The organism is Streptomyces caniferus (genome assembly GCF_009811555.1).
Lineage (GTDB): Bacteria > Actinomycetota > Actinomycetes > Streptomycetales > Streptomycetaceae > Streptomyces > Streptomyces caniferus.
Genome location: NZ_BLIN01000007.1, coordinates 289,568 through 313,873 on the forward strand (window position 1 = coordinate 289,568; position 24,306 = coordinate 313,873).

The following is a 24,306-nucleotide window of genomic DNA, read 5'->3' on the forward strand; positions in this document are numbered from 1 at the left end:
ACATCGAGGCCCCGGCCTCCCGAGACCCCGCAGGGACGAGACGACTCTTGCGAGCACGCAGCCGCCGCGACCATTACGGCGAAGAGGTGGGTCGATGAGCATGTACCGGGACCGGGTGCACCGAGGATCGGCCAGAGCCACCGTGCTGCGCACGGTCGGCACCCGCGAGCGGCGCTCGCATCTGACCGCCCCCCGGGTACCCACCGTGGGTATCGACATCGGCGGCACCAAGGTCATGGCGGGTGTGGTCGACGCCGACGGCACGATCTTGGAGAAGGTCCGCACGGAGACGCCGGACAAGTCCAAGAGCCCCAAGGTCGTCGAGGACACCATCACCGAGCTGGTGCTCGACCTCTCCGACCGGCACGACGTCCATGCGGTCGGCATCGGCGCGGCCGGCTGGGTCGACGCGGACCGCAGCAAGGTGCTGTTCGCACCGCATCTGAACTGGCGCAACGAGCCGCTGCGCGACCGCCTCGCCGGCCGCCTCGCCGTCCCGGTCATGGTCGACAACGACGCCAACACCGCCGCCTGGGCGGAGTGGCGCTTCGGCGCCGGCCGCGGCGAGGACCATCTCGTCATGATCACGCTCGGTACCGGCATCGGCGGCGCGATCCTGGAGGACGGCGCCGTCAAGCGCGGCAAGTACGGCGTGGCCGGTGAATTCGGCCATATGCAGGTCGTCCCCGGCGGCCACCGCTGCCCGTGCGGCAACCGCGGCTGCTGGGAGCAGTACAGCTCCGGCAACGCCCTGGTCCGCGAGGCCCGTGAGCTGGCCGCCGCCGACTCCCCGGTCGCGTACAACATCATCGAGCGGGTCGGCGGCCGCATCGGCGACATCACCGGACCGCTGATCACCGAGCTGGCCCGGGAGGGCGACGCGATGTGCGTCGAACTCCTCCAGGAGATCGGCCAGTGGCTCGGCGTCGGCATCGCCAACCTCGCCGCTGCCCTCGACCCCTCCTGCTTCGTCATCGGCGGCGGTGTCAGCGCCGCCGACGACCTGCTGATCGGCCCGGCCAGAGAGGCCTTCCGGCGGCAGCTCACCGGCCGCGGCTACCGTCCCGAGGCCACCATCACCAAGGCGCAGCTGGGCCCCGAGGCCGGTATGGTCGGCGCCGCCGACCTGGCCCGCCTGGTGGCCCGCCGCTTCCGGCGTGCCAACCGGCGGCGGGTCGAGCGCTACGAACGCTACGAACGGGCGGGCCGACGATGACCGAGACCGACCTGCACACGGTGCACGACGATCCGCACCCCGCCCCGCCGCCGCGCGGCAAGCGCCGGCGCCCGGTGCTGATGGCGCTGATCGTCTTCCTGCTGATCGCGATCCCGGCCGGCTATATCGTCATCTCCGCCGAGCAGAGCCGGGACAGCGGCGAGGGCAAGGAGGCCGAGGCCGCCGCCACCGGCCTGACCAACGCCTTCCCCTCGAAGGTCCAGCAGCGGATCTACAACGTCCCGGTGCCGATCGGCTCCACGCCGGTCTACTACTACGAGACCAACTCCTGGCAGACCAGTTCGCTGTTCGTGCAGTTCAGGACCAACGAGTGGGGCCTGGAGCACTACCTCAACGCCGTCGGCACCAGCACCGCCGCCCTCAAGAAGAACCAGCGGACCATCTCGTCCGAGCAGGCGGCGAAGGTCGGCTGGGACCTCGGCATCGACGCGCCGTGGGCCGGTACCACGACCACGGGCCGGGCACCGCATCCGCGCCAGCGGATCATGGTCAACTACGACGAGCCGGGGCATCCGGTCGTCTACACCGTGTCGACTGTGAAGTTCTGACGGGGCGGGCCGGGCCGGGATGAGCCGGCCGTGAACCCCGGCGCGGTGTGCGCTCGCACCCGCGCGGAACAGCGGACGCCACACCAGCCGTACGGCCTCTGCCCCCGGCCCACGCCCACCGGCTCACGGGCGGGGCCGGGGACGGAACGTCAGGCCCGGGTGTGGGCGGACAGGGTGGCCAGGCCCCGGGCCAGGTCCTCCTTGAGATCGTCGAGGGCTTCGAAGCCGGCGTGCACGCGCAGCAGGGGGCCGCGGCCCGTCCAGGTGCCCGGGAGGCGGTGGGTGACCGGGTCGGCCGGCACGATCAGGCTCTCGTAGCCGCCGTAGCTGTGGCCGAGGCCGAACAGCCGCAGCTCCCCGAGCAACGCGTCCACGGCGGGCTTGCCGGGCCCGGGTGCGAGTTCGAGGCCGAACAGGCCCGCGGCGCCGGTGAAGTCCCGGCACCACAGTTCGTGCCCGGGGTCGCCCGGCAGCGCCGGGTGCAGCACGGCGCGCACCCCCTCCTGTTCGCGCAACCAGGAGGCGAGGCCGACGGCTTGGTGATGGTGCTCACGCATCCGGACGCCCAGCGTACGGAGCCCGCGCAGGCCCAGATAGACGTCGTCCGCGCCGGCGCACTGGCCGAGCCGGATCGCCGTGGCGCGCACCGCGGGGTAGGTCTCCTCGGAGCACACGATGGCCCCGAGGATGCTGTCGGCGTGACCGGTGAGGTACTTCGTCGCCGAGTGCACGACGACATCGGCGCCCAGCTCCAGGGGGCGGTGAAAGACGGGGGTGGCCCAGGTGTTGTCGATGAGGGTGACCACGTCGTGGTTGCGGCACACGCTCGTGACGGCAGGGACGTCCTGTACCTCGAAGGTCGTGGAGCCGGGTGACTCCAGGCAGACGAGGCGCGTGGTGGGGCGGATCAGGTCCTCGATGGACTTGTCCGTACGGGGGTCGTAGTACTCCGTCTCCACGCCCAGATCGGCCAGCGAGTTGCAGAATTTGCGGGTGGGCAGATAGACGGAGTCGCTCACGAGGATGTGGTCGCCGGCCCGGACGAACGACAGGATCGCCGTGGTGATCGCCGCGAGACCCGAGCAGGTGGCGACGGCGGCGTGCCCGCCCTCCAGATCGGTCAGTGCGGTCTCGAAGGCGCGGCCGGTGGGTGTGCCGAAGCGGCCGTAGACCGGCATCCGGCGCTTGAGGGGGTCGGCCTGCGAGGCGTCCAGCGCGGCCACGTTCTCGTAGAGCACCGTCGAGGCGCGGTGGACGGGCGGGTTGACGTAGCCGTGCTGTTGCCGCGGGTCGGAGCCGGCGTGCACGAACCGGGTGTCCATCGAAGGCCGGCCGGTCATGACACCACTTCCAGATCCGACTGCTCGTCGTGGGGTGCGGCCGCCACGGTCCGGCGGCCGCCGAGTACCAGGGCGATGGCTGCCGCGACGGCGCACTGCACGGCGACGGCGGTCCAGAACATCCCCAGGTCGTGTGCGCTTTCGTAGTGGGCGAAGAGAAAGCCGCCCACGACACCGGCGAGGAGGCCGCCGACACCCGCCGTCAGCCGCTGGACGCCGAAGGCGAAGGTCGGATTGCTCGGTATGCGGTCGACCATTTCCAGGTCACAGCGCAGGAAGAGGAACACCTCACCGAGGCTGAAGAGCACGGTGCCGCCCAACAGGGCAGCCGTGTGCCCCAGCGACATCACGGCCGTCCCGGCAGCCATCAAGGCGAATGAGCCGGCCACCAGGCGGCGGTAGTCGGCCCGCGCGATCCAGCCCGACAACGGCGGCTGGAGGGCCACCATCATGGCGCAGTTGACGAGCATGGCCCAGCCGAGGACCTGGATGTTGTGCACACCCGCGGCGTACAGACCGAGGAAGCTCTGGAAGAAGAAGTAGAGGTAGAAAGCCAGGGCCGTGAAGAACACCGGCCGCAGGGCGCCGCGCAGTGTCCGGAGCTTCCCGTCGGGGGCGGGCCCGTCGACGCCGACGCCGCCCGGTGCGGCGTCCCGGCGGCGTGCGAGGGGCTGCATGGTGAGCTGGTGGGCCAGGGTGATCACACCGAACAGCGCCGCGGCGCCGAGCAGCAGCGCCACCGGATCGGCGTCGATCAGGACCGCGGCCAGCAACGGCCCGAGCCCCATCCCGGCGTTGAGGGCCGCGCTGCTGACCCCGAGGAACAGCGGCCGCAGCTCGTCGGAGACGCAGGTGACGATGTACGCCTTGTTCGCCGGGAGGTAGAGCGCCGGCCCGGCGGCGACGAGAACCACCGCCGGGTAGGCGACCCAGGGGACCTTCACGGCAAGCCCCAGCAGGAGCAGACCCGTGGTCCGCAGAGCGAGGGAGCCGACCATCGTCCGCTTGAGGCCGAGCCGGTCCACGACCAGGCCGCCCAGGATGCTGCCGCCGAACTGGATGAACGTGGCGACGGCCACCAGTACGCCGGCCAGGCGGACGTCCAGGCCCACCGCTTGGACCATCAGGACGCCGATGAACGGGGTGACCATGTAACTGCCGAGTGCGACCACGAAGGACAGCACGATCAGCGACTTGAGGCTCGACGACAGCCCCCTGAACGTGTGCCACTTGGCCGAGAGTGCGGACATCACGCCGACGGCCCTCCGCTCTGCGGACCGGTGACGACCGGCCGGTCCGCGTGCGGCAGACCCCATTCGCTCCAGGACCCGTCGTACACGGCCAGGTCGTCGTATCCGGCCAGCTCGGCCCCCAGCGCCAGGATGCAGGCGGTGACGCCGGATCCGCAGCTGAAGACCAGGCGCCGACGCTCTCCGGCGAGCGGGGCGAACGCGTCGCGCAGCTGCGACGCGGGCCGCATCCGGCCGTCCCGTTGGAGCTCGCCGAACGGCAGGTTGAGCGCTCCGGGCATATGGCCGGGACGCAGCCCGGGGCGGGGCTCGGCGACCGCTCCGGCGAAGCGGTCGCGGGTGCGGGCGTCGAGGACCGCCGAGGCCGGATCGGTCAGGGCCGCGGCGACCGCGTCGCTGCCGACGATCAGGCCGGGACGCGGCCGTGCGGTGAAGCCGCCGGGGCGTGCGGCGGCCGCGGGTGCGCCGGTTTCGCATGGCAGCCCGGCGGCGCGCCAGGCGGGCAGGCCGCCGTCGAGCACGGCCACCCGCTCCAGGCCCATGGCCCGCAGCATCCACCATGCGCGGGCACTGGAGTAGAGGCCCGCGCCGTCGTAGACGACGACGGTGTCGCCGTCGTCCACGCCCAGCGCGCGCAGTTCCCGGGTGAAGTGGTCGGCACCGGGCATCGTGTGCGGCAGCGGACCGGAGTGGTCCGAGAGCGCGCCGTCGATGTCGAAGGGCCGTGCCCCCGGGATCCGTTCGCCGGCGTCGCGGTGCGCGCCGATCGAGGCGTCGAGCACCACCAGCCCGGGGGCGCCCAGCCGCGGCGCCACCCAGTCCGTACCGACCAGCGGGCCCGGCAGGGTGCCGGGCGCCCGCCCGCTCATCGCGTGCCTCCGGTGGAAGCGGGGAACCACTGGGCGCGGTCGGCGAACCAGGTCGCCACGTTCTCCAGGTTGGCCGCCACGTCCTCCTCGGTGTCGCCGCCGACGACGTAACCGGCCAGGAAGAGGCCGGACTTGACCCCGCCGTGGTACTCCTCGCCGACCGTGCCGGTGAGCGCGACCTCCTTGACGCACGCCGGCTCGTCACCGGAGGGCAGATGGGTCAGCACGCCGTCCGAGGGCGGGATGCACAGGGCGCCGGTGGGCCGGTAGGCGGGGGTGCCCAGGGTGCTGGGGAGGCCGCATTCGGCATACAGCCACTCCTTGTCGAGATCGATGCCGAAGGCGTGCCGGACCATGGCGCTGATCATCCCGCCGCCGGTCCGGCTGGCGATCTCGCAGAACACCGTCCGGTCGTCGGGGGTGATCCACAGTTCCGCGTGAAAGGCGGTGTGTGGTGGCGTGGGCAGCTCCGCCAGCACCGCCCTGGCCGCCTTGAGCAACCTGTCGTGGACGGGATCCTGGGGTGTCAGCGGGAGGTTGGCCACCCAGTGGTTCGCCCGGAAGGACAGGCAGTCGTTGAGGTAGCGGAAAGGGTGTGCGAACACCACCTCGCCGTTCACGACCAGCCCGTCCACGTGGTACATCTGCCCGGGTACGAACACCTCGATCTCGCTCGCGCCGCGCCAGGGACGGGCGAGGTAGGCGTCCAGCTCGGCCTCGTCACGGATGATGGCCGCTCCCAGCGAGCCGGACTCCGAGAGCGGCTTGATCACCACGGGATAGCCGTGCTCGGCGACGAACTCCAGGGCGGTGTAGGCCGAATCCAGGGGCCGGTAGACGGGAATCTCCACCGGGCCCCCGACGAGGCGGTCCTTCATGACCACCTTGTCGCGGAAGGCCAGGGCGCTGGCGGTCCGCTGTCCCGGCAGGTCCAGCAGGTCGCGCAGCTGGGCGGCGCGTACCACGTCCGCCTCGGCGCGGGCGAAGACGGCCGTGACGGCGTGCTCGCGGGCCAGGCGCAGTGCCGTCTTCTCGACGAGCTGGTTGGTGTCGTAGTCGTCGAAGGCGTGCACATGGGGCAAGTGGCCGTATCCGGCGGCGAACTCGGTGGTGGTGAGGAGGACCGGAACGATGCCGGTGCCGGCCAGCCAGCGGTCGTAAGGGGTCTTGGCGTAGGGCGTCTTGGCGAAGACGAGGACGTGCGGCATGTGCGTGTTCTCCTTCAGCCCGTCGTCTCGACGAGAGGGAGCCGGCGGCGCGCGGGGACCCGGGAGACCAGCTGCTGCTCCTGGGCGAGTTCGCGGGCGAAGCAGCCGTCCTTGTAGACGCCGGAGAGGCGCTTGTTGGTGAACGCCTCGATGGCCGCGTGGTCGAACTCCAGGTCGTAGCGGACGTCTTCGCCCCCGTCGGCGACCGTGCGGACGAGGATGCCCAGGTGCGGCTCGAAGGTGTTGACGCAGCCGACGATGTCACCGATCTTCTCGCGGCGCCCGTCCGCGGACTCCGACAGCACGCTCTCCTGAGTGGGGATGGCGGCGAACAGCTGGCGGCCGGCCCGGCACCAGCCGACATGCCCGGGGAACCCCATGGCCTTGATCCCGAAGGTCCCGAAGTCCTCGCTCACGCCGAGCTGGAAGCTCAGCTCGACGTTCTCGTGCAGCCACTTGAAGTCGCGGTAGGCCTGCTCGATCTCCTCGTAGCTGAGCTGGAGTTCGGGGTGCCGGCCGCCGTGGTCGGAGAAGTTGTTGAAGCGGACCGTGTCGACGCCCAGCTTGTTGAAGTAGTGGGCGTAGCGCTCCAGGGACCGGCGGCCGTGGTTGTGCCGGCCGATGGTGACGCCGATGTTGACCCGGAAGGCGTCCGACCGGTCGGCGTCCGCGGGAAGCGTGCTGCGGTAGTGGTCGTTGTAGTGGTCGATCCGGCGCAGCACCTCCTCCGTGTTCGCCCCGCTGAAGACGCCCTTGATCGGGTAGCTGCCGTCGTCGATGACGGCCAGGTCCTCGTCGATGACGCCGTGGTAGGTGATGGAGATGGTGCCGTAGCCGTTGACCCGGGCGAGGTCGAGAAGCTCCAGGTAGTTGTCGGCGAGCAGCGGGCGGCCGCTGGTCCAGGCGTCGCCCTTCTCCATGGTCTCGGTGGGCTTGTGGTCGGATTCCTGCCGGAACTCACGGTTGTTGGCGGGCCCGTAGATGCGCATGAACTCACCGTCGTACGCGAAGCTGTCCACGTACCGCGGGTAGACGTGGTAGCCGTGTGACTGGAGGCCGGAGAGGATCCGGGGGCCTTCCTCCATGGCGAACGACTTGTCGTAGACCTTCTCGTAGTTGACGAACCAACAGTGCGTACATTTCTGTCCGCAGGTGTTCTTTCCGACCTTGGTGTCCAGGTCGAGGTAGATGTGGATCTCCTCGGGCTTGATCTCCTGGAACGGCGTCGTGAACGGCGCGTCTCCGTGGAAATCGTAGGAAATCGGCGCGTTGTCGGCAGGCATGGTTCCCCCCAGGGCGTGGTCGAGTCGTGTGACGAGTGATGAGAGAGGTACGGCTGTGATCGGCCTGGGGGTGGGGGGTGCCCTGTGGCAGGGCGGCCTCGGGCCGAAGTGCGTGAGTGGTGGTGCGTGTTACGCGACGGGTGCGGGCTGTGTGACGGTGCGCGGCGGGGCCGTCCTGTCCGGCGGAGCGGCGTCGGGCTGCGCGGGGGAGCGGGCTCCCGCGACGGTGCGCGCCGATGGCACGGGGGCGTCGGGTCGTGTGGTGACGATGGGCAACGCCGTCAGCTCGGCCACCGCCGCCACGCACGCCGCCGCGTCCGCGGCGGTGACGACGGCCGTGCCCAGGCGGTCGGTGGAGGACCTGAGCGGGCGGACCGGGTCGCCGGGCTCCACGGTGACCTCCCACTCCACGATCGTTCCGTGGGCCAGTGACGGTGGTGGGGCGACGGCGGTGACCGTGCCGGGCGGTGCGGTGAAGAAGACGGTCGCGGCCGTGGCGGCCGTGGCCTGCCCGCGCGGCACTCCCGCGCCGACCGCCCATCCGAGGGCGGCGACCCGCCAGTCGATGCCCGTGGTGAGCCGCACCAGGTCGGCGATGCCGTCGCCACCGAGGCGGTTGTGCGTCTCGATCACGATGACGCGGTCGCCGTCCACCTTGACCTCGGTGTGGCTCGGCCCGTCCGTCAGCCCGAGGGCGTCGAGCAGCTGTCCGACCGCCTCCTCGACCCGGGCCCGCCCGCGGGCGTCCAGGGCCGGCGGCGGCATCATGTGGCTGACCTCGACGAAGCTGCCCGCCGTTCCCTTCTGGGCGATGCCGACGACGGTGTGCCGGCCGCCGGCGGACAGCGTCTCCACGCTGAACTCCAGCCCGCCGACGAAGGCTTCCAGCAGGGTGCCGGCGGTCCGGCGGTCCGCCGGCAGGTCCGCCGCACGGTCCAGCAGGGCGACGGCAATGCTGCCGACGCCGCTGACGGGCTTGGCCACCACGGGGGTGTGCCCGGCGAACAGCCGGGCCACCGCGTCCGGGTCGCCGCCGGAGGCGAAGGCCGGGTTCAGATGTGGCGCCTTGCGTGCGAGGACCCGCCGCATCTCCAGCTTGTCGCGGGTGTGCCGGACGACTGCGGGGGCGACCCCCCGCACGCCGAGCCGCTCCGCCGCCGCGGCCGCCGGCTCCAGACCGAGCTCGGTGAGCGAGACGACGGCGGTGGGCGACAACGGCTTGAGCACCTCGTCGACGAACGCGAGGAAGGCCGGGCCGTCGTGGAAGTCGACGGTGTGCACCTGCCGTGTGCCCGGCGTCCGGTCGTTCCGGTCCAGGGCCGGGGCCCCGGGCAGTTGTACATGAAGGAGATCACCGGGGAGAGCCTCGGCCGCTCGCGCGACCGTCGGATTGGCACCGATGACCACCAGGGTCACGACAAGGTCTTTCTGATGTGCATGCTGCGGTACACGTCTGGCCCCCCGTTTTCTTCAGGTCCGGGAACGCGTCCGCCGACGGCACCGGGACCACATGAACCGAGCCAACGCCAAACGGGGGCCGCAGCGCGACGACCGACCGTTCGAGTGGCGAGGCGATGACAAGGTCGCAGCGGTACTCCGCCCCTGTCAACAGACTTGCGCAAAGCTTGACTTGCCGGGAATTCCGCTCTGACCTGCATTTAGTCGCGGGGGCCACAGAATTGACCGAAACCATGCGATGCCCGCCCCATATCCACCCCTGACGTCTTCCAGCCGATTCCACACCACCCCACACCGCCCGGAACTGAGCAGCAGCACCCGGCGCAAGGCCCGCTGCGGCAGGTCGGCACACGGGGCACAACGGGCATCCGATGCCCCTCCCGGGGGCTGCTTTCGGACAGGGTGCGACAGCATCCTTGACAGGAGCCATCCGTCTCTCCTCTTGGACGGTCACGGCCCCAGGAACCGGAGCGGCTACGCACAAGCGCATGCCTCCGGTTCGCGAGAAGACGCAGTCTCCGTACGGCGAACGAGGGGCGCCGCCCCGCCGGGCGGGACCTTGCGGACACCCCCTAGTTCTGCGAGACGTCCTTGACGAACAGGATGCCGTCGCAGTCCGCCAGGTGGGCCGGGGCGAGCGGGGCGTAACCGAACCAGGGGGATACGCGGGGCGCGGGCCATGTGCCGCCGAGGGCGGTGGCCAGCCGCGGGGCGTCGATGACGCAGTGGTCGTCCGGAAGTGCGTACAGGAGCCCTTCGAGGGTGTCCGGCGGCGGCGTGTCCACTCCCTGGTGCCGGATGGTGCCGAGGGCCGTGGGCACGAAGGAGTACCCCTCGCCGAGCCGGGCGCTCACCAGCGCACCGGCGCTCCACCACTCCACCGGCCCCTGCCACATCTGCATCGTGCTCTTCTCCCGTTGGAGATGGGAGTTGTGGGCGTGGACGAGTGCCGGGCCTCGGGCGGCGGTGGCAAGAAGGTTGTGAGCCATCATCAGATCCCGCAGTGCGCACAGCCGGGTCATGCGGGCCGCCGAGGTGTCGGCCATCCAGTGGTGGTAGCGCAGCAGGCCGGTCGCGGTGCGCCCGTACAGGCGCGCCCTGTCCCAGTCGTCCCGCGAGGTCTCCGTGATCAGGTGGGGTATCTGGGTGTCGAGCAGCGCCACCAGGTCGTCGGCGAGCAGCCGCAGTTGGCCGGCCTCGGCCGACTGCCCCACGGACCGGGCGGGGTCCATCATCGCTTCGGGGTGGGTCCACCGGCCGTCGGCGCCGAGCAGGCGGTCGAGCGTTTCCCCGGTGCAGGGGAGCAGGTCCGCGTCCACCCGGGGCGAGAGGTAGCCGTGGAGTGCGGTGAGGGCCTGCCGGGGACTCGCGGCGTGGGTGATCTCCAGCGGGCCGTCGAAGCCGGCGAAGCGGAGCCGCTCGGACGCGGGCCGTTCGTCGTTGTCGGCGCGGACGTTGTAGGCGCGCATCCAGCGCACCAGCTCGCGGTTGGCCGCGGACGCACCGAAACCGTGGCTGAATCCATGCTCCATGACCTCGTCGAGAGTGCCCGTGCCCGAGGTGACGTAGTCGTCCACGACCAGGCCCCGCAGGCAGTCGCTCTCGATCGTGATCGTCCGGTAGCCCTCCTGCTCGACGAGCTGCCGGAAGAGCTCGTTGCGCAGGTCGAGCAGAGCGTCCTCACCGTGGGTCGGCTCGCCCAGGGCGAGCAGTTGCGGCCGGACCGGGAGCAGCCCCATGACGGCAGCGGCCTCGACGGCATGGACGGTGTCCTTGATGTCAGTAGCCATGCCGTAAACGGTATCGTTGAACCCTCGGTTGAAACTTTTCCTCGATCTCGGCGGTTCCATGGCGCGAAACCCTCAAAACGGCGAACGCCTCAGGCCGGTTGACCTGGCGCGCGGGCACGGTCTGTCCACGCAGGCGATCAGGAACTACGAGGAAGCCGGCATCCTTCCGGCCGCCGATCGCACACCCCACGGCTACCGCACCTACACCTCGCTGCACGCGGGAGCCCTGCGCGCGTTCCTGGCCCTGGTGCCCGGCCACGGCCACCAGACGGCGACGTCGATGATGCGGGCGGTGAACGAGGGCGCGGCCGATGAGGCGTTGCGCCTCATCGACGAGAGCCACGCCCAGCTCCTCGACGACCGCCGCACCCTCCAGGCAGTGGACAGCGCCCTGCGCGACCTGGAGCCCACGCCGGCGTCCGGGCCTGATGCGGGGCCCGAACCGGCCGCGGCGTCCGAGGCCGGCGGCACGTTCATCGGGCCGTTGGCGGGGAAGCTCGGCATCCGGCCCGCGACGCTGCGCAAATGGGAGCGCGCCGGGCTGGTATGCCCGCGCCGCGACCCGGTGACCGGGTACCGCGTCTACCACGAGGCCGACGTACGGGACGCCCGGCTGGCCCATCAGCTCAGGCGAGGCGGCTACCTGCTGGAGCAGATCGCCCCCCTGCTCGCCCAAGTACGGGCGGCCGGTGGGCTGGAGCCCCTGGAAGGCGCCCTGCGCGACTGGCACGGCCGGCTGTCCGCCCGCGGGCGGGCGATGCTGACCGGGGCCGCGGAGCTGGAGGCCTACCTCCACGCGCGCGGATGAGACGTCGGTCGCCCGCCGTCACCAACGGTTCCGTCCCGGCTGCCCCTCCGCCGAGGTCGGCCGGGCCCCCCGGAGCCGGCGAGGAGGCGGAAGGTGTACCGGCTCAGCATGTTGCTGCGATGCCGCACGAACGGCGCCAGGCGGGACACGTCCCAGGCGGCGGCAGCAGAGTGCAGACCAGTGCCGGCCTGGAGGGGAGCGCCCGCTCGACGGGGCACGGCGCGTGACGTCCCGCGACGCTGATGGGCCGGGCAGTCGAGGCGGCAGCGGGCCTTGCGGCTTCGCCAGGGCGGAGAACCCGTCCGGGGTGCCATGAGCCGCCCGTCGACGACGCCGCGATCAGGAAGCGACGGTGACGATAGCGGTCAGCCCGTAGTCCAGCTCCGCACCATCGACGAGCAACGCCTCGACCGTGCGTGTACTGGGGTCGATGTCGGCCACGATCCCGTGTCCGACGTAGCGGGGGTACCCCGAGGCGCCCGTCTCGCCTGTCGCCTCGACGACCGCCGACCGGACGGCTGAGTCCTCCACGGAGGCACCGCCTCTGTCCTCCACGTGTTCGGGGACCAACAAGATCGTGAAGCGCTGCGGCTCTGTAGTCACGCTCCGATATTTAAGTGCCTGCGTCACCAGCCGTGGGACAGGCGCGCGGTATCGCCGTCGCGTATGCGGGCGTTCCGGAAGATCTTCGGTCGGAGAATCAGGGCAGGTGTCCCGGCCGGCGGGCAGCCCCTGCCCGCGGTCGGCCGTCGAGCAGCAGCAGGCGGGTGCGCCGGCCAGTACGCGGGCCCTCGCGCCCCGGGCCAGCGGTACTCCGCTCCGCTCCATTGCCGTCCCGCGGGCGATGAGTGCCTGGCCCATCGGATGAGTGCGCGACCTCGTCCGCAGTGAAATGCAGGTGAGTGAGGGGGAGTCGGCCCCTACTCTCCTGTGAATGAAGACGTCTGTGTATCCGCCCAAGCCCGTGCCCGGTGACCGGATAGCGGTCATCTCGCCGTCGTCCGGCCTGCCGGGAATTCTTCCGCTTCCGTACGAGCTGGGGCTCCGGCGGCTGCGTGCGGACTTCGGGCTGGAACCCGTGGAATATCCGGCCACGCGACGCATGGGGTCCACACCCCAGGAGCGGGCCGACGACATTCACGCCGCGTTCGCCGATCCGACCATCAAGGCCGTGATGGCCAGCATCGGTGGTGACGACCAGATCACCGTACTGCCCTTACTGGACCGGGAGTTGATCCGCGCCCACCCCAAGCCGTTCTTCGGGACCAGCGACAACACCAATCTGCTGATGCTCCTGCACAACCTCGGCATCGTCGGCTATCACGGTGCGTGTCTGATGACCGAGATCGGCCGCCCGTACGCGCTCCACCCGATGACCGCGGATTCGGTGCGCGCCGCCCTGTTCACCTCCGGCCCCTACGAACTCCGCGCCCCCGAGCGCTTCGGTGACTCGGGCCGCGACTGGGCGGACCCCGAGACCTTCCGCGTCGAACCGGACTCGGAGCCCGCCGACGGGTGGATCTGGCACCGGCCCGAACGGGTCGTCGAGGGCCGCTCCTGGGGCGGCAACATCGAAATCCTGTCCTGGTTGCTGATGGCCGACCGTGAGATCGACCGCGACCCCGCCGCGTACGACGGCGGCGTCCTGTTCCTCGAGACCTCGGAAGAGCTGCCCGCGGCGGAGGAAGTCTTCTACATCCTGCGCAGCATGGGCGAGCGCGGCCTGCTCGCCCGCTTCCCCGCCCTGCTGATGGGACGCGCCAAGGCCTGGTCCTTCGACAAGCCGAACGGGCCGGAGGCCAAGCGTCGCTACGTCGTCGAGCAGCGCGAAGCGGTCCTGCGCGCCTTGGCGGCGTACGCCCCGCAGACGATGGCGGTCTTCGACGTGGACCTCGGCCACACCGATCCCCAGGTGGTGATCCCCTACGGCGGCACGGTGCGGGTGGACGGGCCGGCCCGGCGGATCACGGTGACGTACTGAGCCCTCCGCCTCGGACGCCGCCGCCGTCGGCTCGGCGGCGGCGTCCGGAACGGTGGGTGCCCGGAGGGCTCTCGGGGCTGGGACTACGGGTCCCCGGCTGCCGCCAGCGGGAGAGGGCCACCAGCCGGTCGAGCGCATGGTGGTCGTACGGAGACGGTGTCCGGCCTGGTTCCGTTCTCCGGGATGGTGTGCGGGATCTGTCGTCGGCGCAGAAACTCGCGGGATCTCCCGGGACGAGTACGGCCGGTCGGTCAGGGCGCGGGCGGGCCGGGTGCGTGGGCTGCTGTGATCCGCATGCCAGTTGTCACGCCAGGTCAATCGTGCAGCAGGCGAACCGGACCATCTCGACTACGCAACGCCCCTGTGTGACGAGCACGTCCCGGACACGCCATCGGGAGTCACCCGCGGGCCCGCATTCAGTCATCACGTCGCTATTCGCATATTCTTCCGATCGCCATTCTCTGGGTGCCTGGGGATTATCAACGGATCCCAGTGGATTCCAGGGTTCTGCTGGTGGCGGTGAGACTCCAGCGCATAGAATATCGCGCGCTGCTCGCGATGGCGGTCGGCGAGGTCGGCGGTGGGGCGGGGATGCCGTGATTGATCTGCGAAAACACTCACTGCGGGGCGGCGCTGCCCGGGGCTCTGAACGCGCGTTCGCTTTTCCTGGTCCACGGCGCTTACGGCTGGTCCACGATTTCGCTGAAAGATCATGAAAAGGCGGTCCACGTAGCAGCAGTGGCCGCCTTTTTCCTATTCCGTGGCGTTCGCGACGGGCTTCCGCTCCTGGGGTCAGGAAGCGGACGTCCGCGAGAAGCGGTCGCTTCGTTTCACGACAAGAGAAGTGTGGAGTGTGATGCCATGAACCGACTAGGCAGAGAATCGCGCCGGTTAGCCTGGAGGCTTGTGGAGCCGTCGGCGCGCATCGCGTTATCTGTTCTTTTGCTGGCAGGCGGCGCCGTGGGAGCGACGGCTGGACCGGCCGCCGCTTCGACCGCCGACGGCACGCTGACGGTCGAGGTGCTGCGCGACTTCTTCGGCACCGGCGTGATCAACGCGGCGATGGACGTCCCACAGCGGGGCGTGAAGGTGAAAATCTCCGACCCCGCCGGGCACGATGTCACCGGCGTCACGGATGCCACGGGAAAGGTCGTGGTGTCGGCATCGACCGTGCTGAGCGGCGGCCAATACCGCGTCGACGTCAGCGTCCCGGCACCGTACAGCGGCTATCTGCGGGCGGCGCCTGCGTCGACGGCGGAGAACCACTTCAACAGCTTCACGTCGTTCGTCGATGTGTCGGACGGAAAGAACGCCTCGGTGGTGACGGGCGTGTGGGATCCGGCTGACTACACGCTCCCGGACTCGCGGTATTTCGTACCGGTCCACAATGGCGCCAACGGAACCGACACCCGGGCATTGGTGGCGTTCGGAACGAAGGCCCGAGGCACGTGTCCTGCCGATGTGACGTGCCCGGACACGCTGGCCACACAGGCTCAGGTGGGCACGACGTTCGGGTTGGCGTACGACAAGCACCGGACCCGGCTGTTCCAGAGCGCGTTCGCCCGCCGGTACGCCCCGTACGGCCCGCAGGGCGGGGGCGCGATCTACACGGTGCCGGTCAACGGCTCGGGCGCGCCGGAGCTGTTCGCGCGGGTACCGGACGCCGCGGTGACGCCGCACGACACCACCAACGTGATCAAGGATCCCGGGTTCACCGACGCGCCGGGCAAGGAGAGCATCGGTGGCCTGGCCCTGTCGGAGGACGGCTCCACGCTGTACGCGGTGAACCTGCGGACCCGCAGCCTGGTGAGCTTCGACGCGACAGGCGCCACCGCCGCGGCACCCAAGCCGACGGTCCCGATCCCGGACCCGGGGTGCGCGAGCCCCGACGACTGGCGGCCGTTCGGTCTGCAGACCCACAACAACACGCTGTACGTCGGCGGCGTGTGCAGCGCGGAGAGCACACAGCAGCGCGCTGACCTGAAAGCCGTCGTCTACGCCTACGACGGCAAGCGGTTCAGCACGGTGCTGAGTCACCCGCTGACGGACAAACGCGGCAGCGTCTTCGGTTCCGGCGACAAGGCCACCCACTGGAACCCGTGGAACACCAGCCTGGGCACATGGGACGACCGGAAGGCGGGCGGCGTCTTCATCGATCCGCAGCCGGAGCTGTCCTCCCTTGCCTTCGCCCGCGACGGCTCGATGATCCTGGGCTTCCGTGACCGGTTCATGGACGTGCTCAGTTGGGGAGGGCTGGACCCCCGCCCGGGGAACGACACGGCGGAAAACGGCATGTCCGGTGGTGACATCACCATGGTGTGCGCCACTCCCACCGGTGAATACCAGTGGGAAGGCACCGGGAGCTGTCCCAACCATGCCACCCCCGCCAACAGTGGCGGCCAGGGCGCCGATGTCGTCGAATACTTCCCGGGCGACTCTTACGCCAACGCGCACCAGGAGACCGCGCTGGGGTCGGTGGCCTATATCCCGCAGCAGCAGTGGGTCGTCAGCACGGAGTTCGACCCGGTCGTCAACGTCGCGACCTCAGGGACCGGGTACCACGACATCACGACCGGTCAGGGCCCGGGCAACAACCCGACCGCCAACGGGTTCCAGTTCGTCAGCCGGGAGCAAGGCGGGTTCGGCAAGGCCGGCGGGCTCGGTGACATCGCGTACGCGGCGGCGAACGCGCCGATCCAGATCGGCAACGTCGTGTGGTTCGACGGCGACCACAACGGGATCCAGGACCCGGGGCACGTGCTGCTGCCGGGGGCGACGATCCGCCTGCTGGACGCGGACGGCAAACAGGTCGCCACGACCAGGACCAATGCCGCCGGCGAATACTACTTCGGTGGTGTCGGCGCCGCGTACGAGCTGACGCCGGGCGCGAAGTACACGGTGCAGTTCGACGTGTGCACCGCGGACACCAGCAAGGTGCCCGAGCAACCACCGGCGAGCGCACTGAGGTTCACGCTCCCGCGGGCCGGTGCCAACCGTGCGCACGACTCCAATGTGACCCCGCCGGCCACCGGACCGTTGTGCAACGGCAACGCGCCTGTCACGGCGCCGGTCAAGCCGGGCGGGGTCGATCACACCATCGACGCCGGGGTGTACCTCCCGAAGGAAACGCCGACCCCGACGCCGACTCCGACTCCCACATCGACTCCGACCCCGACGCCGACCCCGACGCCGACTCCGACTCCCACATCGACTCCGACCCCGACGCCGACTCCAACCCTGACGCCGACTCCCACACAGACACAGACACCGACGCCGCCCGCGGCCTCCACGCCGCCGTCGCCCGCGCCGCCTGCCAACCACCCGGCCCCGGCCGGTGGAGGCGGAGGTTCGCTGGCGAACACCGGTACGCCCGGGCTGGCGAAGATGCTCGGCATCGTCGGTCTGCTGGTGGGTGCGGGCCTGGTCATCGCATTCGTGACCCGGAATCGCCGCGCCCGGCAACGCTGAACGAACCGCACAACGGTGATCTGCCCGTCCGCGATCCGGACGGCGCGGACGGACAGATCACGTCCCGGCCGGTCCAGGAGGGCCGGCCTTGGCGTGGTCTGCCTCCGGACTGCCGAGTGCCGCCGCGAGCCCGCGGCGGCCGGACAGCGTGGTGATCGAAAGGATGAATCGGAGAGTGTCAGCCTCGAACCGCGTGCGGAGCGTGAGAATCCGGCAAGCCCCACGAGGTCATCCGGCTGACCGGCGCCGCTGGCCGCGGTCGCGCTGGGCCGCGGCCGTCATCGGCATCGCGGCCGTCGCGGTGGCCGCGGTGGCCGCGTTCCTGGTCGCCGACGGCGGCTCCGGCGCCGGCGGTCCGCGCCCCCTGACGACGGATGAGGCGAGCCGGCTGGCGATCACGCGATTCCGTAACTACCAGGCGCACGGCCGCGCGGTGACGATCACCGTGCCGGGCACTGCCGGCGGGCTGACCGTCACCGGGGCCGTCGACTATCGGCGCAAGGTCGGTTACGGCGTGGTGCACGGCACCGGACGCGACAAGTCCAGCGACGGGCTGATCCAGTGGACGCCCACCTCGGTGCAGGTCCGCCCCATGACGGCCGCCCCGGCGCACGCACCCGCGTCGCCGCCCCGTGCGGGCTGGTACGGCCGTCCGCTGCTGTCGTCCGGCAGCGCGCTGGACACCTCCCTGTCCATCGCGCTCGGTCTCGGCGGCGACCGGCCGGACAACGCCGAACTGCTGCCGCAGAACGGTGCCGCTTGGCGGGGGCGGGACCAGGTGGACGGGCATCGGGTGGACGTCATGACCGGACCGTCCTCCCCTGACCGCTCCGGTACGGCGGGCAACGTGCGCTACTGGGTCGGCTCGGACGGCACCATGTACCGGGTCCGCGCCGGCGTGGGTTCCCAGCCGGAGCCGGTGGTCATCGATTTCGACACCCACGAGTACGTTCCGGTCAAGCCGGTACCCGGGACCACCCCGACCCGGTAGCGCTGTTCAGGACGTCCGCACCCGCGCGTTCGCGGCGAGCAGGGACGCCGGCGGCAGCCGGACGCCCTCCGTCTTCGGCAGGGCCGGGACGGACGGGACAGCGGTGGCGCCCGCGGTGGTGGCGTCGGGGAACTGCGGCTGCGGGGCAGGCGCCGCGACCTCGGTGAACGGGATGCCACCGGGTGCCGTCGGCGCCGCCCACGTGCCGGCCGGCGAGGACGACCCGGCCGGAAGCGGGCAGTCCGCAGTGGTCGCGAGCCGGGCGGGCACGGTGGTGCGCAGATCGTTGCCCCGCAGGCAGTTGCCGCGTCCCCGCGTGGCGGTAGGAAAGGTCCAGCCGACGTCGAGGCCGTTGCCGGTGAACGTGTTGCCCACGATCTGGTTGCCGACCGGAGGTATGTCGGCGGTTGCGGTGATCACCAGCCCGGCGTTGCTGTTGTGGGCGATGCGGTTGCGGATGAACCGGTTGTCGCTGCCGCCGTCGATGCCGGCGCCGGTGCCCCACCCGCCGTCGGCCTGCTCCGGGGTGGCCGTCTGCTGGTTGGCGGCGATCAGATTGCCCGCGATGACGGCGCCCTTCTGCGGGAGCAGTTTCTCCTGGTGGTCGGAGTTGGTGGTGAGTCCGACCCGGTTGCCGACCAGGCGGTTGCTGACCACGTACATGTCTTCGCTTGCGTTGGTGCCTTCGTAACCGACCGCGTTGAGTTCGGCGACGTTGTCCCGCACCACGATGTGGCAGGGCTTGCACTGGCCGACATAGATCCCCGAGTCGGCTCCGCCCGACGCGTACGAGTGCTCGATCACGCCGTTCTGCGCGGAGAACGCGTAGATGCCGTACAGGCCGTTGCGGGTCGCGGTCACATACGAGACCAGGAACGACTTCAGGAAGGCGACGGGCTCATCGCCGGTGTCGTAGCCGCCGCTTTGCCCCGGTAACCCGGCGGCCGCCTTCGCCGAACCGGTGACCAGCACGCCGTTCTGCGTGTTGTTCTCCACGGTCAGATTCTGCACGGCCACCCCGGGCGCCGCGACGACGACGCCGTTCGGCTGCTGCAACCGCCCGTCGATGACGACCTTGTCCCGGGACGCACCGCGAAGAGTGATGCGCGCCGTGTCGATCTTCACCGACTCGTGGTACACGCCCGGCGCGACCAGCACCAGGTCGCCGGGCCGAGCCAACGACACCGCATCCGAGATCGTCGGTGCATCGGCAGGCACTCGGATCGTCACCTCCGCACCGGCCGGTCGCCGGCCTTTGCCCGACCCGTCATCGCCGCCGCTGCAGCCGACCACAAGTGTCAGCGTGCCCAGTACCGCTGCCACCACGCGAAGAGCTGATCGAGGCATGATCCCAGTTTGGCAGCATGACGCCCAATTCCGCGCCGGAATCGGGAGGTTGACCCGCAGGCGCGATGCGGGTGTGGCACTCTGCACACCATGCACCGAGCCGATCACCATCCGTCGCGGCGTGCTTTCCTCGATGTCACCGGCGCCATGGTGGCCGCCGGTCTGACCGCCGGGTGCACGGCGGACTCCGCCCAGCCAGGCCGGCACGCCCCTGCCGCAGTGGCCACGCACATGCCGGTTGCGGCGACGGGCCGGCATCAGGCAGGCATCACGCTTCCCCAGCCGGCCCAGGGCAACCTGCTGGCCGTGGTGGCCGACCTCGGTGCCACCGTGGCTCCCGGCCCGCTACTGGCCGAACTCGGCCAGGCCATCCGCACACTCACCACGGGGACCGACCCGCGGCTGCTGGGCCTGCCGCCGGGCGACCTCACCGTGACCGTCGGCGTGGGCCCCCGGCTGGTGCGCACGGCCGGTGCCTCGCTGCCCGGCGCGACCGACCTCCCGCGATTCTCCCGCGAACGGATCGCCCCACGGGCACGCGGCGGAGACCTGCTGATGCAGATCTGCGCGAGCGACGCACTGCTCTTACCGGTCGTCGCCGCCGCGCTCCTGGACCAGGCCGGTGACCGCATCCGTGAACGCTGGCGGCAGTCCGCACGCCGCGGTACGAACGTGCCCCTCGGCAACGGCCTTACCGCGCCACGAAATCCGCTCGGATTCATCGATGGCATCGTGGGCCCGCACACGACCGCCGAACAACAACGCGACCTGTGGCTGGCCGGGCCCCCGACGGTCGCAGGCGGCACCCTTGCCGTGCTGCGGCGCATGGAACTCGACCTGCCAAGGTTCGCCCCCCTGTCCGTAGCCGAGCAGGAAGCGGTCTTCGGGCGCCGCCGGGCCAGCGGCGTCCCCCTCTCCGGCGGCAGCGCCGCCTCGGGCCCGGAACTCGGCGCCAAGACACCGGACGGGCGCTATCTCGTCCCCGCGGATGCCCATGTGCGCAGAGCGCACCCCACCGTGGTCGGGGTCGGGCTCATGCTCCGCCGCTCTTACAGCACCGACGAGCCCGCCCCCGGCCTGCTCTTCATCAGCTTCCAGAACGACCTGCGGACCTTCACCGCCACCCTCACCCACATGGACACCTCCGACGCACTGCTGCAGTTCACCACCACAACCGCCAGCGCGACCTTCCTGATCCTCCCCGGCTTCGGCCAGCAACACCCGCTCGGCTCCCAGCTGTTCGGCTGATCACGCCGCCCGTGGCTTCGGCCTGATGAGACAGCTGGCCGGCAGTGGCTCAAACCAGGAGGGAGCCGGGAGCGGGCTCCCCGATCGTCACCAAGAGCAACTTGGTCGGGGAAACGCACAATCCCCCCGCAGCTCCTTCGCGGCGTCACCGAGGATCGTGGACCAGGGTGCGGTGACGACGCGGGTTCTGGGTGCGCGGCCTCAATACCCGAGAAACTTGCGGTATCAGGGGGAAGAGTGGCGAAGAAGGCCGCGGTTCCCTTCGAACTGGGGCCAGGGGAGGCGGGGCAACCAATCATCCCCCCGGCTGCGGAAGGACTCCAGCAACTGCCGTAGATACGTGACGAGTTCGACGTCAGGCAGGGCGGCCGTCTCCACCCCCGTTCTCCGGCAGGAACGCATACGCCTGGCTGGCCGGGAGGGGCACGAGTCCCACCGTGTTGACCTAGCCGGCGAAAAGGCCCAGTGCTGTCGCGGGACTCTGCATCGCCCGCTACCCCCGCTCCGCGGTATGCCTCGGACGGGTGAATTCAGGAGGCCGGCCGGTCCCGGAATCCGGTGGGGCCGTTGGGCTGGGCGGATTGCCGGATGATCGCTCTTCGGGCGTCCCCGCTCATTGCCGTCCCACGTGCTTGAGGAGAGGTCCCCTTGGCCAGCGCTGAACTTCCCGGTCCTGATTCGCTGCTGCGTCGCACGCTGGGGGAGTGGCGGATCGGGTTGGTGGCGTGGCGGTTGTTGGTTCTCCAGACCGCGGATCCGGCGGTCGCGGCCGGGATGGCCCACTTTTCGACCTACCGTGCGCACCCGTGGCGGCGTATCGAGCACACCATGGACAGCGGGAGGCGGCTGTTCTTCTCCGACCGTGAGGGGCTGCGCCGTGAGGTGGCCCGTCTGGAGCGTACGCACCGCCGTCTGGTCGGGACCGACGAGCAGGGCAGGCCGTTCACCGCGCTGGATCCGGCGGTGCGGGTGTGGGTGCTGGTCACCTTGTACGAGTGCATGACGGCGATGCGGGAACTGTCCGGACGCCCGCTGGCGGCCGCTGAGCTGGAGCAGATGTACGGCGAATTCCGTGCGGTGTGCGACGAGTTCGGGCTCTCCGGTGACCTGCTCCCGGCCACGGCGGCGGATGTGCCCGCGTATGTGGACCGCACGATCCGTGAGCGCCTCGAATACAGCGAACCCGTGCGCTACCTGCTCTTCGACATGCTGCGTGAAGCGCCCGCGCCCCGCCGCCTCGGTCGCCTGAAGCCGGCCTGGCCGCTCATGCGCACCGTGGCCGCCCGCACGATCGGCGCGCTGACCGTCGCGGACCTGCCGGAAGCCTTCCGCGAGCGCTTCGGCCTGCGCCGCACCCGACGTGCGGCCCTGCTGTCCTTCGTCCTGCACCGTGGGATGCGCGTGCTGACGAACGTGCTGCCCGAGCACCGCCGCTACCGCACCCCGCCGGCCGGCAACTCCTCGGCCCCGCGGCCCTCCACCGCCGCCACCGACCGTCCTTCGCCGCCGGAGGCGAGCCCGGTCCGGATTCCCGGACCGCGCCGCCGCAGGGGTGCCGATTCCCGTCCGGCACGTCTGCGGACCTTCTTCCACCAGGTCCTCGACCAGACCGGCGACGGCCGCATCAGCTCGGCCGATCTGCAGGCCATGGCGCACAACGTGTGCTGGCCGCTCGAACTCGGCCCCGAGCGCGAAGCCCGCGTCTATGCCGCCTTCGAGACCTGGTGGCAGCACCTGCGGAAGGGCATGGACGCCGACGGCGACGGAGAGGTGAGCTGCGAGGAGTTCGTCACCGCCATGCTGACCGGGATCGACGCCGGACCGGGCTATCTGGAACAGGGGCTGCATGTCGCGGTGCGGGCGATCTTCCACGCCGCGGACGCCGACGGCAGCGGACACCTGTGTGCCGATGAGTACCGCACGATCTTCGGCGGCTCCCGGGTGCACCCGGCCGAGCTCAACCACGGCTTCCGCCAGCTCGACCACGATGGCGACGGCCGCATCACCGAAGACGAATTCGTCCGGGCCTTCACCGACTACTTCACCGCCCGCACCGACAACACCGCCGGCAGCCAGCTCCTCGGACGCCCGTAGCGGCCGGTACGGGCGAAGTGCCGGAGCGTCAGAGGGGGCGGGGCGATGCGGACGACGCCGGGGGACCGGTGGGGGCGGCCCGCCACCGGTGTTTCGTACCGGGCGGGTTCGGGTTCGCCCGGGCGTGCGTCGTCATCCCGGAACAGCAGGGTCCTCGGCGAGTCGGCGGAGGGTGAGGGCAGCGCCGAAGAGCTGTATGCCGTGTGTGGTGTGCGGGTCCAGACCGGTGAGCTGGGCGGCTCGGGCGAGGCGGTTGTCGACGGTGTTGGGGTGGACGCTGAGTGCCCGGGCCGTACGGCGTCGGTCGAGGTCGCAGTCGAGGAAGGCGGCGACGGCCTCGAGCAGACCTGCGTGGCCGTCCAACGGGTCGAGAAGCGCGGCCAGTTCGTCGGCGCTGTCCTTGGAGCCGGCCAGATGGTAGTCGAGCAGTACGTCCTGGAGCCGGTGCACGCCGGGGGAGCGGGCGATGGCGGCGATCCGGTGGGCCTGTTCGGCGGCCGCGGGGACGTCCTCCGGCGTGGCCGCGAGGGCGGCTCCCGCGATCACCGGGCGGGACAGGCCGGTGGACAGGTGCCGGACGAGGTCGGCGTGGGGTGTGCCGACGGGGAGCAGGATGTGGCCGCCCTGTCCGTTCGGCAGGCTGAGTGCTCGGCCGTCCGCGGCGGGTGCCAGACGGACCAGGACCTGGTGGAGGAGTCGCCGCGCGGCCACCGGCTCCTGCGCCGTCGGGGCGCGGACGCTGAGGACGAGGTAGCCGGGTTCGAGTGGCAGTCCGCACCGGGCGGCCACCTCCTGCGGCGCGTCACCGCGGAGCAGTGCCGCGGCCAGCTCCCGTCCTGCCGCCTGCTGGTCGGCCAGCCCCAGCAGGTACGCCTCGGCAGCCTGCTCGGCCAGGGAGTTGACCGTGGTGAACAGCCGGCGGGTGAGCCACAGCAGGGCGGCCTCCTCCCCGGGGCGGGCGGCGGCCGACAGCGCGTCCGCCACCACCTCGGCGCCGACGTGGTACGCCCTGAGCAGCCCGGTCAGGGGGACGCCTTCCGCGGCGCGCTGGGTGGCGCGTTCCCGGAGCACCGCGGCGTCGGTGTCCGCGAGGCCCCGCACGCCGCGGAGGAAACCGCGGAAGGTGTGGCGGGCGGCCGAGGCGATCTCCAGATCCCGCATGTCGTCGGGGAGGCGGTCGAAGCCGGGGACCTCGGCCCGCTGGCGCTCGACGACCAGTCTGGCCAGGTGGTTGATCCGGGGTTCGAGGCGGGTGGCCATCCGGACCACCTGCTCGTGGATGTTCTCGCCCGGTTCCGGGGCCTCGGCCGGCGATGCGCTGCGTTGTGACACGTCACAACGATAGGCCGCCTGACGTGTCCTCAGGGCCGATTGTCCCGGCCGGTT

Annotated in this window: 18 protein-coding genes; 8 read left to right on the forward strand and 10 right to left on the reverse strand. The window is 70.9% G+C overall.

Annotation, left to right across the window (positions count from 1 at the left end):
* The first annotated feature begins 94 nt into the window (after window positions 1-94).
* Window positions 95-1,216 carry an ROK family glucokinase gene (locus Scani_RS39420; RefSeq protein WP_159482829.1) on the forward strand — a complete coding sequence of 374 codons (1,122 nt, stop codon included), beginning with the start codon at window positions 95-97 and terminating at the stop codon, window positions 1,214-1,216.
* Window positions 1,213-1,785 (forward strand): hypothetical protein, encoded by a 573-nt coding sequence (locus tag Scani_RS39425; protein ID WP_159482830.1) that lies wholly within the window; start codon window positions 1,213-1,215, stop codon window positions 1,783-1,785. The genes Scani_RS39420 and Scani_RS39425 overlap by 4 nt, the downstream gene beginning before the upstream one ends.
* A 149-nt stretch (window positions 1,786-1,934) precedes the next feature.
* On the opposite strand, the gene metC is transcribed toward Scani_RS39425, so the two are convergent.
* From metC to Scani_RS39460, 7 genes are all read right to left on the reverse strand, one after another.
* A complete protein-coding gene (gene metC / locus Scani_RS39430; protein WP_159482831.1) occupies window positions 1,935-3,125 on the reverse strand; it encodes a cystathionine beta-lyase in 1,191 nt (396 codons plus the stop codon).
* Window positions 3,122-4,375, reverse strand: a complete 1,254-nt coding sequence (locus Scani_RS39435; protein WP_159482832.1) for an MFS transporter — start codon at window positions 4,373-4,375, stop codon at window positions 3,122-3,124. The genes metC and Scani_RS39435 overlap by 4 nt, the downstream gene beginning before the upstream one ends.
* Window positions 4,375-5,244: a sulfurtransferase gene (locus Scani_RS39440; protein ID WP_159482833.1), complete on the reverse strand. Its 870-nt coding sequence runs from the start codon at window positions 5,242-5,244 to the stop codon at window positions 4,375-4,377. Before Scani_RS39440 ends, Scani_RS39435 begins: the two co-directional genes overlap by 1 nt.
* Window positions 5,241-6,452: an ATP-grasp domain-containing protein gene (locus Scani_RS39445; RefSeq protein ID WP_159482834.1), complete on the reverse strand. Its 1,212-nt coding sequence runs from the start codon at window positions 6,450-6,452 to the stop codon at window positions 5,241-5,243. The genes Scani_RS39440 and Scani_RS39445 overlap by 4 nt, the downstream gene beginning before the upstream one ends.
* A 14-nt stretch (window positions 6,453-6,466) precedes the next feature.
* The gene (locus tag Scani_RS39450; protein WP_159482835.1) at window positions 6,467-7,735 is read right to left on the reverse strand and encodes a radical SAM protein; all 1,269 of its coding nucleotides are present in this window, start codon (window positions 7,733-7,735) and stop codon (window positions 6,467-6,469) included.
* 129 nt (window positions 7,736-7,864) lie between these two features.
* Window positions 7,865-9,151, reverse strand: coding sequence for an ATP-grasp domain-containing protein (locus Scani_RS39455; protein WP_159482836.1), 1,287 nt, complete (start codon window positions 9,149-9,151; stop codon window positions 7,865-7,867).
* A 614-nt stretch (window positions 9,152-9,765) separates the two neighbouring features.
* Window positions 9,766-10,983 (reverse strand): erythromycin esterase family protein, encoded by a 1,218-nt coding sequence (locus Scani_RS39460; protein ID WP_159482837.1) that lies wholly within the window; start codon window positions 10,981-10,983, stop codon window positions 9,766-9,768.
* A 58-nt stretch (window positions 10,984-11,041) separates the two neighbouring features.
* Between Scani_RS39460 and Scani_RS39465 the strand changes: the two genes are divergently transcribed.
* Complete coding sequence (locus Scani_RS39465; protein ID WP_159482838.1) at window positions 11,042-11,791, forward strand: TioE family transcriptional regulator; 750 nt, start codon at window positions 11,042-11,044, stop codon at window positions 11,789-11,791.
* 339 nt (window positions 11,792-12,130) lie between these two features.
* Here Scani_RS39465 and Scani_RS39470 read toward each other — a convergent pair whose 3' ends face one another.
* Complete coding sequence (locus Scani_RS39470) at window positions 12,131-12,394, reverse strand: hypothetical protein (RefSeq protein WP_159482839.1); 264 nt, start codon at window positions 12,392-12,394, stop codon at window positions 12,131-12,133.
* 331 nt (window positions 12,395-12,725) lie between these two features.
* Between Scani_RS39470 and Scani_RS39475 the strand changes: the two genes are divergently transcribed.
* From Scani_RS39475 to Scani_RS39485, 3 genes are all read left to right on the forward strand, one after another.
* Window positions 12,726-13,772, forward strand: coding sequence for a S66 family peptidase (locus Scani_RS39475; protein ID WP_159482840.1), 1,047 nt, complete (start codon window positions 12,726-12,728; stop codon window positions 13,770-13,772).
* Window positions 13,773-14,732: 960 nt separating this feature from the next.
* The gene (locus Scani_RS39480; protein WP_159482841.1) at window positions 14,733-17,240 is read left to right on the forward strand and encodes an SdrD B-like domain-containing protein; all 2,508 of its coding nucleotides are present in this window, start codon (window positions 14,733-14,735) and stop codon (window positions 17,238-17,240) included.
* 310 nt (window positions 17,241-17,550) lie between these two features.
* Window positions 17,551-18,231 (forward strand): hypothetical protein, encoded by a 681-nt coding sequence (locus Scani_RS39485; protein ID WP_159482899.1) that lies wholly within the window; start codon window positions 17,551-17,553, stop codon window positions 18,229-18,231.
* A 6-nt stretch (window positions 18,232-18,237) separates the two neighbouring features.
* Here Scani_RS39485 and Scani_RS39490 read toward each other — a convergent pair whose 3' ends face one another.
* Complete coding sequence (locus Scani_RS39490) at window positions 18,238-19,449, reverse strand: right-handed parallel beta-helix repeat-containing protein (protein WP_159482842.1); 1,212 nt, start codon at window positions 19,447-19,449, stop codon at window positions 18,238-18,240.
* Between the two features lie 219 nt (window positions 19,450-19,668).
* Here Scani_RS39490 and Scani_RS39495 point away from each other — a divergent pair, with 219 nt between their 5' ends.
* The gene (locus tag Scani_RS39495; RefSeq protein WP_159482843.1) at window positions 19,669-20,826 is read left to right on the forward strand and encodes a Dyp-type peroxidase; all 1,158 of its coding nucleotides are present in this window, start codon (window positions 19,669-19,671) and stop codon (window positions 20,824-20,826) included.
* Between the two features lie 648 nt (window positions 20,827-21,474).
* The gene (locus Scani_RS39500) at window positions 21,475-22,920 is read left to right on the forward strand and encodes an oxygenase MpaB family protein (RefSeq protein ID WP_159482844.1); all 1,446 of its coding nucleotides are present in this window, start codon (window positions 21,475-21,477) and stop codon (window positions 22,918-22,920) included.
* A 132-nt stretch (window positions 22,921-23,052) separates the two neighbouring features.
* Here the strand turns inward: Scani_RS39500 and Scani_RS39505 are convergent, their stop codons facing one another.
* Entirely contained in the window at window positions 23,053-24,252 is a 1,200-nt protein-coding gene (locus Scani_RS39505) for a PucR family transcriptional regulator (protein ID WP_159482845.1), read from the reverse strand.
* Between the last annotated feature and the right edge of the window lie 54 nt (window positions 24,253-24,306).